Origin of the sequence: Streptomyces longispororuber (assembly GCF_014656095.1) — a bacterium.
Taxonomy (GTDB): domain Bacteria; phylum Actinomycetota; class Actinomycetes; order Streptomycetales; family Streptomycetaceae; genus Streptomyces; species Streptomyces longispororuber.
Genome location: NZ_BNBT01000012.1, coordinates 1 through 14,627, shown reverse-complemented (window position 1 = coordinate 14,627; position 14,627 = coordinate 1). Strand labels below are relative to the sequence as shown.

The 14,627-nt window shown below is 75.1% G+C and carries 16 protein-coding genes; 7 read left to right on the top strand and 9 right to left on the bottom strand.

Annotated elements, in window-relative coordinates; all coding sequences use genetic code 11:
• Window positions 1-49: 49 nt before the first annotated feature.
• On the bottom strand, window positions 50-217 hold the full coding sequence (locus tag IE330_RS06465; RefSeq protein ID WP_190134879.1) for a hypothetical protein: 168 nt from the start codon (window positions 215-217) through the stop codon (window positions 50-52).
• A gap of 110 nt (window positions 218-327) precedes the next feature.
• On the opposite strand from IE330_RS06465, the gene IE330_RS06460 reads away from it, so the two are divergent.
• Window positions 328-1,329, top strand: coding sequence for an SLAC1 family transporter (locus tag IE330_RS06460; protein ID WP_229925427.1), 1,002 nt, complete (start codon window positions 328-330; stop codon window positions 1,327-1,329).
• A gap of 137 nt (window positions 1,330-1,466) precedes the next feature.
• Here IE330_RS06460 and IE330_RS06455 read toward each other — a convergent pair whose 3' ends face one another.
• Window positions 1,467-1,802, bottom strand: a complete 336-nt coding sequence (locus IE330_RS06455) for a cupin domain-containing protein (RefSeq protein ID WP_190134938.1) — start codon at window positions 1,800-1,802, stop codon at window positions 1,467-1,469.
• Between the two features lie 26 nt (window positions 1,803-1,828).
• On the opposite strand from IE330_RS06455, the gene IE330_RS06450 reads away from it, so the two are divergent.
• The 3 genes from IE330_RS06450 (at window position 1,829) to IE330_RS06440 (ending at window position 3,947) form a co-directional block, all read left to right on the top strand.
• Window positions 1,829-2,245, top strand: a complete 417-nt coding sequence (locus IE330_RS06450; protein ID WP_190134877.1) for a VOC family protein — start codon at window positions 1,829-1,831, stop codon at window positions 2,243-2,245.
• A gap of 342 nt (window positions 2,246-2,587) precedes the next feature.
• Complete coding sequence (locus tag IE330_RS06445) at window positions 2,588-2,989, top strand: hypothetical protein (RefSeq protein ID WP_373314578.1); 402 nt, start codon at window positions 2,588-2,590, stop codon at window positions 2,987-2,989.
• A 232-nt stretch (window positions 2,990-3,221) separates the two neighbouring features.
• Complete coding sequence (locus tag IE330_RS06440; protein WP_190134937.1) at window positions 3,222-3,947, top strand: RNA polymerase sigma factor; 726 nt, start codon at window positions 3,222-3,224, stop codon at window positions 3,945-3,947.
• Here IE330_RS06440 and IE330_RS06435 read toward each other — a convergent pair.
• Window positions 3,839-6,463, bottom strand: coding sequence for an MMPL family transporter (locus tag IE330_RS06435; RefSeq protein WP_229925426.1), 2,625 nt, complete (start codon window positions 6,461-6,463; stop codon window positions 3,839-3,841). The genes IE330_RS06440 and IE330_RS06435 overlap by 109 nt on opposite strands.
• Window positions 6,464-6,750: 287 nt before the next feature.
• Here IE330_RS06435 and IE330_RS06430 point away from each other — a divergent pair, with 287 nt between their 5' ends.
• Entirely contained in the window at window positions 6,751-7,416 is a 666-nt protein-coding gene (locus tag IE330_RS06430) for a response regulator transcription factor (RefSeq protein ID WP_229925441.1), read from the top strand.
• Window positions 7,413-9,041, top strand: a complete 1,629-nt coding sequence (locus IE330_RS06425) for a sensor histidine kinase (protein ID WP_190134874.1) — start codon at window positions 7,413-7,415, stop codon at window positions 9,039-9,041. Before IE330_RS06430 ends, IE330_RS06425 begins: the two co-directional genes overlap by 4 nt.
• Here IE330_RS06425 and IE330_RS06420 read toward each other — a convergent pair.
• Window positions 9,007-10,311 (bottom strand): metallophosphoesterase, encoded by a 1,305-nt coding sequence (locus tag IE330_RS06420; protein ID WP_190134936.1) that lies wholly within the window; start codon window positions 10,309-10,311, stop codon window positions 9,007-9,009. The genes IE330_RS06425 and IE330_RS06420 overlap by 35 nt on opposite strands.
• Before the next feature lie 11 nt (window positions 10,312-10,322).
• Window positions 10,323-10,565, bottom strand: coding sequence for an SCO4848 family membrane protein (locus IE330_RS06415; protein ID WP_190134873.1), 243 nt, complete (start codon window positions 10,563-10,565; stop codon window positions 10,323-10,325).
• A 100-nt stretch (window positions 10,566-10,665) separates the two neighbouring features.
• Between IE330_RS06415 and IE330_RS06410 the strand changes: the two genes are divergently transcribed.
• Entirely contained in the window at window positions 10,666-11,913 is a 1,248-nt protein-coding gene (locus tag IE330_RS06410; protein WP_373314577.1) for a D-alanyl-D-alanine carboxypeptidase family protein, read from the top strand.
• Here the strand turns inward: IE330_RS06410 and IE330_RS06405 are convergent.
• The 4 genes from IE330_RS06405 to IE330_RS06390 form a co-directional block, all read right to left on the bottom strand.
• On the bottom strand, window positions 11,864-12,799 hold the full coding sequence (locus IE330_RS06405; RefSeq protein WP_190134871.1) for a YihY/virulence factor BrkB family protein: 936 nt from the start codon (window positions 12,797-12,799) through the stop codon (window positions 11,864-11,866). The genes IE330_RS06410 and IE330_RS06405 overlap by 50 nt on opposite strands.
• The gene (locus IE330_RS06400; RefSeq protein WP_190134870.1) at window positions 12,787-13,278 is read right to left on the bottom strand and encodes a GtrA family protein; all 492 of its coding nucleotides are present in this window, start codon (window positions 13,276-13,278) and stop codon (window positions 12,787-12,789) included. The genes IE330_RS06405 and IE330_RS06400 overlap by 13 nt, the downstream gene beginning before the upstream one ends.
• Before the next feature lie 5 nt (window positions 13,279-13,283).
• Complete coding sequence (locus IE330_RS06395; RefSeq protein WP_190134869.1) at window positions 13,284-14,222, bottom strand: decaprenyl-phosphate phosphoribosyltransferase; 939 nt, start codon at window positions 14,220-14,222, stop codon at window positions 13,284-13,286.
• A partial coding sequence (locus IE330_RS06390; RefSeq protein WP_190134868.1) for a phosphatase PAP2 family protein occupies window positions 14,215-14,627 on the bottom strand: 413 nt, incomplete at its 5' end. The genes IE330_RS06395 and IE330_RS06390, both read right to left, overlap by 8 nt.

Below are 14,627 nucleotides of genomic sequence, written 5' to 3'. Positions count from 1 at the left end.
CGCGAGGGCCCCGCTTCCCGTCCTGGAAGCGGGGCCCTCGTGTACCCGGCTACGCCCGGCGGCGGTTCACGGCCGTCAGGTCGATGTCGATGTCGAAGGGGCGGGACGTCTTGAGGCGGTCGTAGAAGGTGCCGGTGTCGCTGTAGGCCTTGGTGCCCGGGTCCAGCACGTAGGTGTGGACGTTCCAGGAAGGCGCTTTCCAGCAGGAACAGGCCATCGCGGCCGGTCGCCGTTCGCGTAAGTGATGTCGGCGTACGGCGTCCGGTCAGCACAGCGCCGGGCGGCGCCAGGTGGTGACGGGCGTGGCCCCGGGGTGTCATGAGAGGTGTGAGACATACGTGGCGTAACGAGGTCACCCCGGCCGCCGGGGGCTGCGCGCTGGCGACCGGCGTCCTCTCGGTGGGGCTGCATCTGACCGGACACGAGGTCCTGTCGCGGATCTTCCTCGGGTGCGCGGCGCTGCTCTGGCTGGTGATGGCGGCGGACCTCACCGATCATCTCGTACGCGACCGGGCCCGGTGGGCGGCGGCGATGACGCCGTCCGCGCTCACGGCCGTCGCGGCGACGGCCGTGGTCGGCACCCGGTTCTCCGTCCTGGGGTGGCAGGGCCTGGCGATCGCGCTGCTGGTGGTCGCGGCCGTGGCGTGGCCGGTGCCGCTGGTGCCGGTGGTCTGCCACTGGCGGCGGCGCGGGATGTCCGGCGAGGTGTTCCTGGCGTGCGTGGCGACGCAGGCCCTCGCGGTGCTCGCGGCCTGGCTGTGCTGGGCGGGCGAGGGCGACTGGCTCGGTGCCGCGGCGCTCGCCTGCTTCGCGCTCGGCCTCGTCCTGTACGGGGAGGCGCTGGTGCGCTTCGACGTACGGCAGGTGCTGACGGGCGCCGGTGACCAGTGGGTGGCGGGCGGCGCGCTCGCCGTCTCGGCGCTCGCGGGCGCGCGGCTGACGGCGCTGCCGCAGTGGACCGGCGGCGGCCACGACGCCCTGCGGGTCCTGACGTACGTGCTGCTCGGGCTCGCCCTGGCCTGGTACGCGCTGCTGCTGGCCGCCGAGGTGGCCGCGCCGCGCCTCCGGTACGACGCCCGGCGCTGGGCCACGGTGTTCGCGCTGGGGCTGACGGCCGCGGCGGCGCTGTCCACCGGGCTCGTGACGGACGTGGCGTGGCTGCGGGTCCTCGGGCGGGTGCTGCTGTGGGTGGCGGTGGCGGCGTGGGGGCTGGTGTGGGTGGGCTTCGTGTGGCCGCGCGAGGGTGCCGCCGAGGGGGGCGGGGCGCGGGGCCCGTCCGGGGCGCGGGGCCCGTCCGGGGCCGGGGAGCGGGGCGCGGGGCGCGGCTGAGGCAGGAGTGGGCAGGGGCCGGCAGGGGTCCAGGGGGCGGTGGCCCCCTGGCACGGGGCGGGCGGATCCGGGGGTGCCCCGGATGTGGCGCCCCGCGTACGTACGGGAAGGGACGGGCCCGAGTGCGTCCGCGGGGCTCAGGCCGTCGCCGTCACCGCCGTCAGCAGGACCACCGAGTCCGCCAGGGCGACGAGCCCGTGCCGTTCCTTCGGGACCTCGCCGAACTGCCCCTCACGAAGCACCCACTCGTTCCCCTGCTCGGTGGTCAGCCGCACCTCGCCACGCAGGACGCACAGGCTGGCCGCGGGCGGCGTGTTGTGCTCGTCGAGCTCCGTCCCGGACACCAGGGCGATGACGCTCTGGCGCAGCGCCCCGTCGTGGACGACGAGCTGCGCGCTGCGGCCGTGGGCGTCGCCCCGGGCCTGGTTCAGGTGCTCCTCGGCGAGGACGGACAGGTCATGGACTTCCGGCATGCTCTTCATGTCCGTATTCTGACGCTATGTCAGACAATCGTCTACCCTCTGGTGCCACTCTTCTCGGCTTCGACAACATGCTGCTGCCCGTCGGAGACCTGGATGAAGCAGTCGACTTCTACGAGCGGGCGGGTTTCCCGGTCGCGTACCGCCTCGACGAGGCCGGGCTCGCCATCCTGCGCGTGGGCGGCGAGACGCCCGGCGTGCTCCTGCGCGCGGAGGCGGGGGCCGGACGCCGCCCGCCGCCGTGGCCCGCGCCGCGCCTCTGGCTGGAGGTCCCGGACGCCCGGGCGACGGCGGAGGCCCTGGCGGGCGCCGGGATTCCGGTCCTCACGGAGCCGTTCGCCGGAGCGACGGGCTGGACCGTGGAGATCGCCGACCCGTGGGGCAACGTCATCGGCTTCACCGACTACACCAAGCGCCCGGAGCTCGGCCGGGTCTGACCCGGCCGCCCCGGCTCCGGGCGCCCCGTCGACCCCACCCCTTCCCGCCACCACGGAAGGGGACATACCGCTCAACCCCGGAAGCGGCAAACGTAAGAGCGCAAGACACGCAACCGGCGCCAAAGGTTGTGCGCGGGCCCCGAGTTGACGGTGTGAGAAGGCACACCGGCCAGGGGTGTGACGGATGCGGTGTTCGTTGCGCTCGTTAACCGGAGAGGGCATTCGTTGCTCTCGTACACGTACGGAGCGGAGCCGAAGGGGTGGGGAACGGTGGCCGGTGAGGGGAAGAAGGTGCCGCGCGCGGCGGAGATGCGGGGCTACACGCGAGGATTCGTCGCGCGGGTGACGGAGCGTAACAGGCTGCCGCTTGACTTCTCCGTGCGGAGCCTGCGCGTCGTGGACTCCGTGCTCGACGGGATGCGCCGGGACGGGCGCGGCCGGGACGAGGTCGCGGCCGCGCTGTTCGGGTTCGGGGCGTACGTCGGCGAGGTCCTGGTCCGGCACGCGGGCGCGGTCTGGATCGACCTCGACGACGCCCAGCGGCAGTACTTCGGGCAGGCCGTGGGGGTGCGGATGCCCGACGGGCGGGTGTGGAGCCCGCTGGGAAAGGTCGTCAACCGCTACGAGGCCGGGGCCGAGGAGTCGCTCCAGACCTTCTACCTGACCCTGCCGGGGCGCCACCCCGAGCGGGCCGGGCGGGGCGGGCGGCCCGCGGCGAGGTCCGAACCGGCACGTTCGCTGTGACCGCGTCGCGCCCGCGGGGCGCCGCGGCAGCACACACGGGGGCACGGGCACGGTGAGCGGTGCCGGCGGCGGGGGTCAAGAGGAGCACGTGGGCCCGGGCGGGGACGAGGCACGGACGGCGGCACGTACGGGACGGACAGGACGGACGGCGCGGACGGGGGACCAAGGGCGCACGGGCCCCGCGAAGGGTCAGGAGCCGGCGGACGCCGTCGGGGGCCGGAAGCGGGCGAAGATCGGGGACGCGGCGCTGTCCCGGGCGGTGGAGGCGGCCAAGGAGGGGGACGAGGCGGCGTTCGCGCTGGTGTACCGGTGGGTGCAGCCCGGGCTGCTCGGCATGGTGCGGGGGCTCGCCGGGGACGAGTCGGAGGACGTGGCGTCCGAGGCGTGGCTCCAGATCGCCCGGGACCTCGGGCGGTTCACCGGGGACGGGGCCGACTTCCGCCGCTGGGCCGCGGCCGTGGCCCGCAACCGCGCCCGTGACCACGCGCGGCGCCGCATGAGCAGGCCCCGCCTGTCCCTCGTCGAGGGCGAGGCGCTGGACCTGCCGGACGAGCGGGACACCGCCGAGGAGGCCCTGGAGGCGCTGGCCACCGACGCGGCGCTCGCCCTGGTCGCCTCCTTGCCGCCCGACCAGGCCCGGGCCGTCTTCCTGGGCGTGCTCGTGGGCCTGGACGGCCCGGCCGCGGCCCGGCTGCTCGGCAAGCGCCCCGGTGCCGTGCGCATGGCACTGCACCGGGGGCTGCGGCGGTTACGGGGCGGCCCTGCCGGGGGATTACCAGGGCCGCCCCCTTCCCGGGACCCGGAGGTGACGCCTCCGGATCCCCGTCTTGTGGCCTCGCGGCCTCGTCCTCAGCCGTCCGGCGCGCCGGGCGGTCCGGTCCCCACCGCCTCGACCAGCTCCAGGTCGTACGTGAGCGGGCCGTTCCCGAGCATGATGTGCCGGGCCTTCGAGGCGTAGCCGGGGGCCGTCGCCGCAAGGACGTACACGCCGGGGGCGGGGGCGGCGAGGATGTAGGACCCGTCGACCAGGGACGACACGCGGTCGAGCCGCCGGCCGTCCTGGCGGGCGAGGGTGAGGGTCACGCTGTGGATCGGCTCGCCGAAGGGCGTGACGACGAAGCCGTGGACGACGTACGGGCCGAGGCCGCGCGCGCCCGGGACGGGGGCCTCCCCCGGCGCGCCGCACGCGTCGAAGGGGTCGTACGGCACCGGGCGCGCGGCCGGTTCCCCGCACGGGCCGCTCGCCGCGGGGGCCGCGGGACCGGCCGGCTCCACCGCGGGCGGCACGGGCGTCGCGGCGCGCAGGGCCGCCGCGGCCAGGTCGCCCGCCTCCTCGGGGGCGGGCGGCGGGGTCTCCTTCGGCTCGACGGCGAGGTGCGGCACGCGCCGGTCGAGCCAGGGCGGCAGCCACCAGTTGGCGCGGCCGATCAGGTGCATGGCCGCGGGGACGAGCGCGGCGCGCAGCAGGAACGCGTCGAGGGCGACGGCCGCGGCGAGGACGGTGCCCGCCACGGCGCCCCGCGTGTCGCCGCTGAGGAGGAACGCGGCGAACACGCCGGTCACGACGAGGGCGGCGCAGGTGACGACCCGGCCGGTCTCCGCGAGGCCGACGCGCACGGCGCGCGCGTTGTCCCCGGTCCGCATCCACTCCTCGTGCATACGGCTGACGAGGAACACCTGGTGGTCCGTCGCGAGGCCGAGGAGCAGGGCCAGCAGGACCACCGGCAGGACCGCGGGGACCGGGCCGTCCCCGGCGGCGCCGAGGACGCCCGCGCCCCAGCCCCACTGGAACACCGCCACCATGATTCCGAAGAACGCCGCCGCGGCGATCAGGTTGGTCACGGCGGCCGTCAACGGTACGACGAGGGAGCGGAAGGCGACGAGGAGCAGCAGGAAACCGAGTCCGACGATGACGCCGACGAAGTACGGCAGGCGCTCGGCGGTGGCCGCCGCGACGTCCTCGAACACCGCCGTCACCCCGCCCACGTGGGCGTGCGCGCCCGCGTCCGGGAGCACGTCGTCGCGCAGCCGGTCGACCAGGACGCCCGTCTCCGCGGACCGCGGCGAGGTGGCGGGCACGACCTGGATCAGGGAGGTGCCGCTGTCCGCGGACGGCCCGGAGGCGACCTGGGCCACGCCGTCGGTGGCGCGGATGCGCTCCACCAGGCCGTCGGTGCCGGCGGGCCCGGCCCGCTCCACGACCACGTTCAGGGGGCCGCTGGCGCCGGGGCCGAAGCCCTCGGCGAGCAGGTCGTACGCCTGCCGGGTGCTGGACGCCCGGTGCTCGCCCTGGTCGGCGGCGCCGAGGCGCAGCGAGAGCAGCGGCACGGCCAGGACGGCCGCCACGGCCAGCGCGAGCAGCCCCACGGCGCGCGGGCGCTTCTCCACGTACGCCGACCAGCGCGCGGCGAGGCCCGCGGGCTCCCGCGGGTCCGGTCCCGCGACGGCGAGGCGGTGGCGCTGGCGGCGGCTGAGCACCCGGGCGCCGAGCACGCCGAACAGCGCGGGCAGCAGCGTGACGGCGGCGAGCACGCTCAGGACGACGGTGAGGGACGCGGTGAGCGCCACGCCGTCCAGGAAGCGCGTGTTCATCACGAGCATCCCGGCGAGGGCGACGCACACGGTGCCGCCGGCGAACAGCACGGCCCGGCCCGCGGTGTTGAGCGCCTGCACGGCCGCCGCCTCCGGGGCGAGGCCGCGCAGCAGGCCCCCGCGGTGGCGGGAGACGATGAACAGGGCGTAGTCGACGCCGACGCCGAGGCCGAGCAGCGTGCCGAGCAGCGGCGCCACCGCGGGCACGTCCGTGACGTGGCTGAGCAGCATGGTGGCGAGCAGCCCGGTGCCGACGGCGCACACGGCGGTCAGCAGGGGCAGCAGCATCGCGAAGAGCGAGCCGAAGGCGAGGAACAGCACCACCGCGGCGGCCGCGACGCCGACGGCCTCGACGGTGCCCGCGGGCGGCTCCTGTGTGCGGGCGACGGCCGGTCCGCCCAACTCGACGCGCAGGCCCGGGGCTTCGGCGCGCAGCGCGGTGTCGACGACGTCCCGGACGAGGCTCTCGGGCAGGTGGCCCGCCGGACGCGTGAAGGTGATGCGCGCGTAGGCGATGCGCCCGTCCCCGCTGATCCGCGCGGCGGCGTCCGGGCCCGGCGTATACGGCCCCGCGACCTCGCCGACGCCCTTGAGCGCGGCGATGCCGGCGAGCGCGGGCTCGATCCGGTCGCGCACGGCGGCGTCCCGGACCGAGCCGGTGCCGGTCTTCCACACCATGGTGTCGGTGTCGCCGCCGCGCTCGGGGAACGCCTCCGCCATCAGGTCGCGCGCCCGCTCGGAGTCGGAGCCGCGGGAGGAGAAGGCGTGGACGTAGTCGGCGCCCGCGGTGCCGCCGACGGCGCCCAGGCCGCAGAGGGCGCCCGCCCACAGCACGAGGACCACGAGGGGGTGCCGGAAGCACCAACGCGCCCATGCCGCCACGGTGTTCCCCCTTCCGCTCCTCCGGGCCCGGTGGCCCGGCGCCCCGTTCCGTGTGTGGTTCCTCCCGGCCTCCTGTGGCCCCGTGCGGGGTCCGGCCCCGCCCACACGCCTCAGCATCGGCGGCATGCGTACGAAACGCGCCTCCATGGCCGTGATTCACAAGGAACTCCAAACCAGGGACCTGCTCACCGCCCGGCGGGCGCCCCGATACTGGGGGCATGAGCCACTCCGAGGGACACCCCGGTGCACCTGTCGCAGAGGCCGCTCCCGTGGAGCGCCGTGCCACGGTGCTCGTGGTCGAGGACGAGCCGAGCATCGCCGACGTCCTCGCCATCGCCCTGCGCTTCCACCACTTCGACGTGATGACGGCGGGCACCGTGCGCGAGGCGCTCGCGCTGGCCGAGCGCACCCGGCCGGACTGCGCGCTGCTCGACGTGATGCTGCCGGACGGCGACGGGCGGGCGCTGGGGCGGGAGTTGCGGACGCGGATGCCGGGGGTCGCGCTGGTGTTCCTCACCGCCCGGGACGCGCCGGCGGAGATCGTCGGCGCGCTCGGCTTCGGCGACGACTACATCACCAAGCCGTTCCACATCGACGAGGTCGTCGCCCGGATCGGCGCGGTGCTGCGCCGTACGCGGCCCGGCGACGTGCTGCCGCAGCGGCCGCCGCTGCGCCACGGCGACCTGGAGCTGGACGAGACGACGTACATGGTGCGCAGGAACGGCCACGAGGTGCAGCTCACGCCCACCGAGTACGCCCTGCTGCGCTTCCTCGTCCGCAACGCCGGCCGGGTGGTGCCCAAGGAGCAGCTCCTGCGCCACGTGTGGAACATCGAGCACGCGGCGGAGTCGACGGTCGTGGAGACGTACATCAGCTATCTGCGGCGCAAGCTCGACCAGGCGGGTCCGCCGCTGATCACGACGCGCCGCGGCGTCGGGTACGGCCTGGCATGACGGGCCCGGCACCCTCGGACCCGCGCCGCCCCTCCGGCGGGCCGCACCGTCCCTTCGGCGGCCCGCGACGGCCCGGGCGGCTGCGGCGCCTCCTCGGGGGACCGCGGCGCCTGGCCGGGAACCCGCGCCGCCTCTTCGGGAACTCGCTGCGCACCAAGCTCACGCTCGTGAACGTGGTCCTGCTGGCCCTCGGCATCGCCGCAGCGACCGCCGTGAGCCTCATGGGCATGAAGCACTACTTGCTCGACAACGTCGACGACGAGCTCCAGGCCTCGCGCTCGACGCTGAACAGCCTGCGAATCTCCCTCGCCAAGTTCAAAACACTCAGCGGGGTGCGGGAGGAACTCGGCGACCTGGCCCCCGACGCGGAGGTGGGGGACGACCTGCCGCCCACCGAGGAGGTCCTGGTCGCCGTCGACGACTCCGGCAGGCCCGCCGACGTCGGCTACATCGGCTCGTCGCTGCGGCGGCGCCAGCTCCTCGCCGCCATCGGGGACGCCGAGCGGTTCGCGCGGAAGGCGGCGCCGACGGACGTGACCCTGGGCGGCGACTCGTACCGCGCGATCGGCGCGCGGCTCACCGACGGCTCGGTCGTGATCGCCACCTCCACGGAGGACGTGCACGCCAGCGTGGGCCAGGCCCTGCGGCTCGACCTGGCCCTCGGCTTCCTGCTCCTCGTGCTGCTCGCCGTGGCGACGACGGTCTCCGCGCGGCAGCGGCTGCGGCCCCTCGAGGACATGGTCGAGACGGCGTCCGCGATCGCCGAGGGCGACCTGAAGCGGCGCGTGCCGTCCAGCCGCGCCGCCGTGATGGAGACCGAGCAGTTGCGCATCGCGCTCAACTCCATGCTCAAGCAGGTCGAGGCGGCCTTCGTGACGCGTGAGCGCAGCGAGGCCCAGCTCCGGCAGTTCGTCGCGGACGCCTCGCACGAGCTGCGCACCCCGCTGTCCGCGATCCGCGGCTACCTCCAGCTCTACGACAACGGCATGCTGACCACGCCGGAGGACCGCGAGCGCGCCTGGTGCCGCGTCAACGCCGAGACCGACCGCATGAACCACCTGGTCGCGGAGTTGCTGACGCTGGCCCGCCTGGACCAGCAGCCGGAGCTGCGGTTCCGCAGCGTCGACCTGAGCCGGCTGGTGCGGGACGCGGCGGACGACCTGCGCGCGCAGGAGCCGGAGCGTCCGCTCACGGTGCGCGCGGACGGCGCGATCCTCGTCCAGGCCGACGAGCAGGGGCTGCGCAAGGTGCTCGCCAACCTGCTCGCCAACGTACGGGCGCACACCCCGCCCGGTACGCCGGTGCGGCTCGGCCTCGACCGGCGGGACGGCGTGGTGTGCCTGACCGTGGCGGACGACGGGCCGGGGCTCGACGCCAAGGACGCGGCGCGCGTCTTCGACCGGTTCTTCCGCACGGGCCCGGGGTCGGGCAGCGGCCTCGGCATGGCCATCGTGCAGGGCGTGGTGGCGGCGCACGGCGGCGAGGTCGCGGTGCGCACCGCCCCGGGCGCGGGCCTGACGGTCGTGGTCACCCTGCGCCAGGCCGCCGCCCCGGGGGAGCCGGCCGGGGCCGCGGCGCCGGCCGCCCTGCTCATGCCCGCGGCGAGGCCAGCTCCACCACCGTGACGTCCGAGGGCGCCCCCACCCGCACGGGCGGTCCCCAGGCCCCGGCGCCGCGCGTCACGTAGAGCTGGGTGTCGCCGTAGCGCTCCAGACCGGCGAGGGTGGGGTTGGCGAGGTCGGCGAGGAAGTTGTTGGGCCAGAGCTGGCCGCCGTGGGTGTGGCCGGAGAGCTGGAGGTCGACGCCGTGCTCGACGGCGTCGTGGACGACCACGGGCTGGTGGGCGAGGAGGACGGAGGCGCGGCGGCGGTCCCGGTCGCCGAGCGCCTTGGCGAAGTCGGGGCCCTGGCCGTCCGCCTCCCCCTGGACGTCGTTGACGCCCGCGAGGTCGAAGTACGGCAGCTCGGTGCGGGCGTTCTCCAGCGGGCGCAGGCCCAGCGAGCGGACGTGCTCCACCCACTGCTCGGCGCCGGAGAAGTACTCGTGGTTGCCGGTGACGAAGTAGGCGCCGTGGCGGGCGCGCAGGTCCGCGAGCGGGCGGGCGGCGCCCGCGAGGTCCTCGACGTCGCCGTCCACCAGGTCGCCGACGATCGCGATCAGGTCGGGCTGGGTGGAGTTGACGGTGTCCACGACGCGGCGGGCGAAGGACTCGCCGAGCACCGGGCCCAGGTGGATGTCGCTGACCACGGCGATCCGGAAGCCGTGCGCCGCGCGCGGCAGCTTGGCCAGCGGTACGGTGACCCGCTTGACGCGGGGGCCGCGGAGTACGCCGTAGGTGCCGTAGCCGACCGTGGCCGCCGCCACCGTGGCTGCGCCCGCGGCTACCGTCCTGGCCACGAACAGGCGCCGGGGCAGGGCCCCGGTGTCCCCCTCCTGGCGGGGCCGCGGCTCGGTGTGCCCCTCCGGGCCGGGCTGCGGCCCGGTGTGCCCCTCCTGGCCGGGCTGCGCCGCCGCCTCCCTATGGGGCTGCGCCCCTTTCCCCCCTTCGTCGGCGCTTCGCGCCTCGTCCTCAAGCGCCGGACGGGCTGTTACCCACCCCCTGAGAGAGAGCCGTACCAGCTCTCCCACCAGCAGCGCGAGCAGCAGGTACAGGGCGAACGCCAGCCACAGGAAGCCGGGCCACGCCAGGATCTGCTGGAGCAGGAAGGGCGCGCCGGTCCGCTCCGCCGCCAGGGCGGCGAACGTCAGCAGGGGGCCCGCGGCGTACGCGGCCGTGCCCAGGCGTCTGCCCCACGAGCCCTTGGCCGTCGTGTCGCGCACCACGCGCCGCCACACGTACCAGAGCAGCCCGCCGAGGACGGCGGCCACGCCGAGCAGGGTGAGGACGATCCGCAGCGTACCCACGGCTATGAGCTTCGGCGCAGTGCGCGCACTCCACGCAACCCGATGGTCCCGACCACCGTCCCCAAGACAAAGGAGACAACGGCGAGCGTCAGGTGCACCCAGAAGTACCCCGTCGGATCGCCCGCGTCGTCGAAGGCGAGCCCGCTGCCGTCCTTCCAGAGGTTCTTGACGAAAGTGATCCAGATGAACCAGCTCCACACGCCGAAGGCGAGCAGGAACCAGGAGGCGGAGCGGCTGAGCTTCATACGCTCAGTATCGCCAGCCGCCCTCACGCGCCGCCTTCGGGGTGGCGGGCGCCCCACCTCGGCGGCGGCGGGCGAAGGCGCTCCCTGTACGTTCTCGTCCGTGCCTGCCGTGAAGAAGACCGCTCTGCTCCTCACCTGCGCGACCTTGCTGTCCCTGTCGGCCACCGGCCCCGCCTTCGCCGACGACAAGCCGGGCGGCAAGAAGGACGACCAGCCGAAGCCGCCCGCCCGGATGTCCACCGTCGGCGGCGCCCGCCTGGGCCAGCCGGGCACCCAGGTGGACCTGGGCAAGGGCGCCCCGGTGCTGCCCAAGGACCTGTCGGCCCGCTCCTGGCTGGTCTCGGACGCCGAGTCCGGCGAGGTGCTCGCCGCGCACAACGCGCACTGGCGCCTGGCCCCGGCGAGCACCCTGAAGATGCTGTTCGCGGACACGGTGCTGCCGAAGTTCCCGAAGACGCAGAAGCACAAGGTCGCGCTGACCGACATGGAGGGCATCGGCGCGGGCAGCAGCCTCGTCGGCATCAAGGAGAACGAGACGTACTCGGTCCACGACCTGTGGCTGGGGGTCTTCCTGCGCTCCGGCAACGACGCGGTGCACGTCCTGTCGGCGATGAACGGCGGCGTGCGGCAGACCGTGAAGGACATGCAGAAGCACGCCGAGGAGCTCCAGGCCCTCGACACGCGGGTGGTCACGCCGGACGGCTACGACGAGAAGGGGCAGGTGTCCTCGGCGTACGACCTGACGCTGTTCGCCCGCTCGGGGCTGCAGAAGAAGGACTTCCGGGAGTACTGCGCGACGGCGACCGCGCAGTTCCCCGGCAAGACCGTGAAGGTGAAGAAGGGCAAGGACAAGGGCAAGACCAAGCGCGAGTCCTTCGGCATCCAGAACACCAACCGCCTGCTGACGGGTGACCTGGGCCTGGAGCCGTACAAGGGCATCGCGGGCGTCAAGAACGGCTCGACGACCAACGCGGGCAACACCTTCACGGGCGTCGCCGAGCGCGACGGCAAGGTGCTGCTCGTCACCGTCATGAACCCCTCGTCGGGCGAGTCGCACGCCGTGTACAAGGAGACGGCCCGCCTGCTCGACTGGGGCTTCGCGGCGCACGGCAAGGTCAAGCCGGTGGGCGAGCTGGTCCCGCCGAAGGGCGCGAGCACGGGCGCGGGCAAGGGCGCCCCGGGCGGCTCGGACTCCCGGAACGTGGCGCACGCCTCCGGCGAGCAGTCCAGCGGCATGGGCGTGGCGCTGGGCATCGCGGCGGGCGTGCTCGCCCTGGTCGCGGGCGGCCTGTTCCTGCTCAACCGCCGCTGGCCGCTGCCGGATCTGGTGCGCCGCCGCCGGGGCTGACGGCCTCGTCGCCGCCCCGTTCCTCCGCCGCGGGCTCCGGCTTGCTCCGCGTCGCCGTCCAGGCGGCGCAGAACAGCAGCAGCTTCGCCGTGAAGTTGATCCACAACAGCAGCGCCACGGGCACGCCGAAGGCGCCGTACATGCTCTTCGCGGCGACGCCCTTCACATAGCCGCCGAGCAGGATCTTCAGGAGCTCGAACCCGGCCGCGCCGATCAGGGCGGCGACGATCAGCGCGCGCCGGGGCGGGTGCACCCCGGGCAGCAGCGTGAGGACGTACAGCAGGAGCAGGAAGTCGGCGAGGACCGCGATGGCGAACGCGGCGAGCTGGAGGAGGACGCCGCCGGGGCCGTCCTTGTCGACGCCGAGCCGCTCGGCGGTCCAGCCGACGGCGGTGGAGGCGACCGCGGAGGCGAGCAGCGACAGGAGCCCGGCGCCGCCGAGCCCGGCGAGGACGCCGAGGTCCTTGAGCTTGCGCAGGAACGGGTTCTCGTCGGTGTCGTCGCGCAGCCACACCACGCGCAGGCACTCCCGCATGGAGCCGACCCAGCCCACGCCGGTGAAGACCAGCAGGGCGCCCGCGACGAGGCCGACGGTGCCCGCGTTGGCGACCAGGGACTCCAGGTCGAGCTGGTCGGAGATGCCGGGCACCTGCTCGGCGATCTTGTCCTCGACCTCGCGCTGGCGCCCGGGCGAGAGCGTGGCCGCGCCGATCGCGGCGGCGACCGTGATGAGCGGGAAGAGCGCGACGAAGCTGATGAAGGTCATGGCGGCGGCGAGGCGGGTCCAGTGGACCTCGTCGAGCCGTTCGTAGGAGCGCCACGCGTGGGTCCGCATGAGCCGCTCGACGTAGGGCCCGATGCCGGGGAGCTTCTTCAGCCAGTCCATGTCGCCTGCCCCGTTCCTGGTGCTGTGCGGGCGGTCGGCGCGTCCTGCGCGGCGCGCGCCGCCTGTGTGGTCCGTGTGCGGAATACCAAGGTCCGGGTACCCCAAAACCGCAGGACAGTGGCGAGTGCCATGCCGACGACCGCGCCGGAGACGGTGTCCGCGCGCCGCGAGGTGAGCCCGAGGCCGTAGTGGGACACGGCGAGGCAGGCGAGCTGGACGAGGGCGCCCGCCACGTTCACCGCGCAGAAGACGGCGTACTGGCGCAGCCGGGAGGCGTGGGCGTCGGCCGCGCGCCGGTAGGTGCCGAGGGCGTTGCCCGCGTACGCGACCGTGCACCCGGCCGCGAACGCCAGGGCCTTCGCGGTCAGCGGGCCGAGGCCGCCGGGCCCGCGCAGCCAGAGGAACAGGCCGAGGTCCACGGCGTAGGCGCAGACCCCGACCGCGGCGAAGCCGAGCAGCTCACGGACCCCGGGGCGCACCGGGCTCACCAGTCCGCGACGGCGAGCCCGTACATCGCCAGCCAGCCGAGGCCGATGAGCGCGAGCGCGCGGTCCCGCAGCACGACGTCCTCGGGCTCCCCGGCCGTGCCGCGGTCGGCGAACACGGCGTAGCGCAGGACGGCCAGGATGAAGGCGACCATGGAGAGCTGCCGCCAGGGCAGCAGGCCGGTGCCGCCGCTCTCCAGGGCCCACAGGCAGTACGCGAGGACGGCCACGCCCGCCGCGAGCTGCCAGACGAACCGCAGGTAGCCGGTGGTGTACTCGGTGAGCAGCGCCCGGGTCTCGCCCGCGCGCCCGGCCATCTGCACGGCCTCGGAGTACCGCTTGGCGGAGACCATGAACAGCGCGCCGAACCCGGTCGTGATGAGGAACCAGCGCGACAGCGGGATGCCGAGCGCGACCCCGCCGATCATCGCCCGCATCAGGAACCCGGTGGTGACGACGGCCAGGTCGACGACGAGCACGTGCTTGAGGCTGACGCAGTACGCGAGTTGCATCACGACGTACGCGGTGAGCAGCCCCGCCGTGAGCGGGGTGCACAGCAGGGCGGCGGCCGCCGGCGCGGCGACGGCCAGCAGCGCGCCGGTGGCGTAGGCGACGGGGACGGGGACGACCCCGGCCGCGACGGGCCGGTGGCACTTGGTGGGGTGGGCGCGGTCGGCGTCGGCGTCGCGGGCGTCGTTGATCAGGTAGACGGCGGCGGCGGCGGCCGTGAACAGCGCGAAGACGAGGCCGAGGTGGCGCAGGGCGCCCGGTGAGAACAGCTCGCCCGCGGCCGCGGGGGCGGCGACGACCAGGACGTTCTTGACCCACTGGCGGGGCCGGGCGGTCCTCAGCAGGCCCAGCGGCAGCCCGGCGGGGCCGGGCCCGGGGTCGTCGGGGCGGCGGGGCCGGGCGAGCAGGGCGGTGGTGCGTTCAGCCATGGTGACGGACTCCGATCGGGCGGGGGGCCGGGGCCCGGCGCATCCAGGGGCCGCCCGCGTACGCGGTGACCGCGCCGAGGGCGGCGCCGGCCGCCACGTCCGACGGGTAGTGCACGCCGACGACGAGGCGGGAGAGGCACATGGCGGCGGCCAGCGGCGGCACGAGCCGGGCCCCGGCGGGGCGCAGCGCCCCGTAGGCGACGGCGGCCGCGGCGGCCGATGTGGCGTGCGAGCTGGGGAAGGAGTGGCGCCCCGCGGTCCGCACCAGGGGCGCGACGTGCCCCGGCCGTGGCCGCCGGACCAGCCGCTTCACCCCCATGCTGACCAGGTGCGCGGCGGCGGTGATCGCGGTGCCGCGCAGGAAGGCGGTGCGCCGCTCGCGGTCGCGCGCGGCGCCGGCGAGGC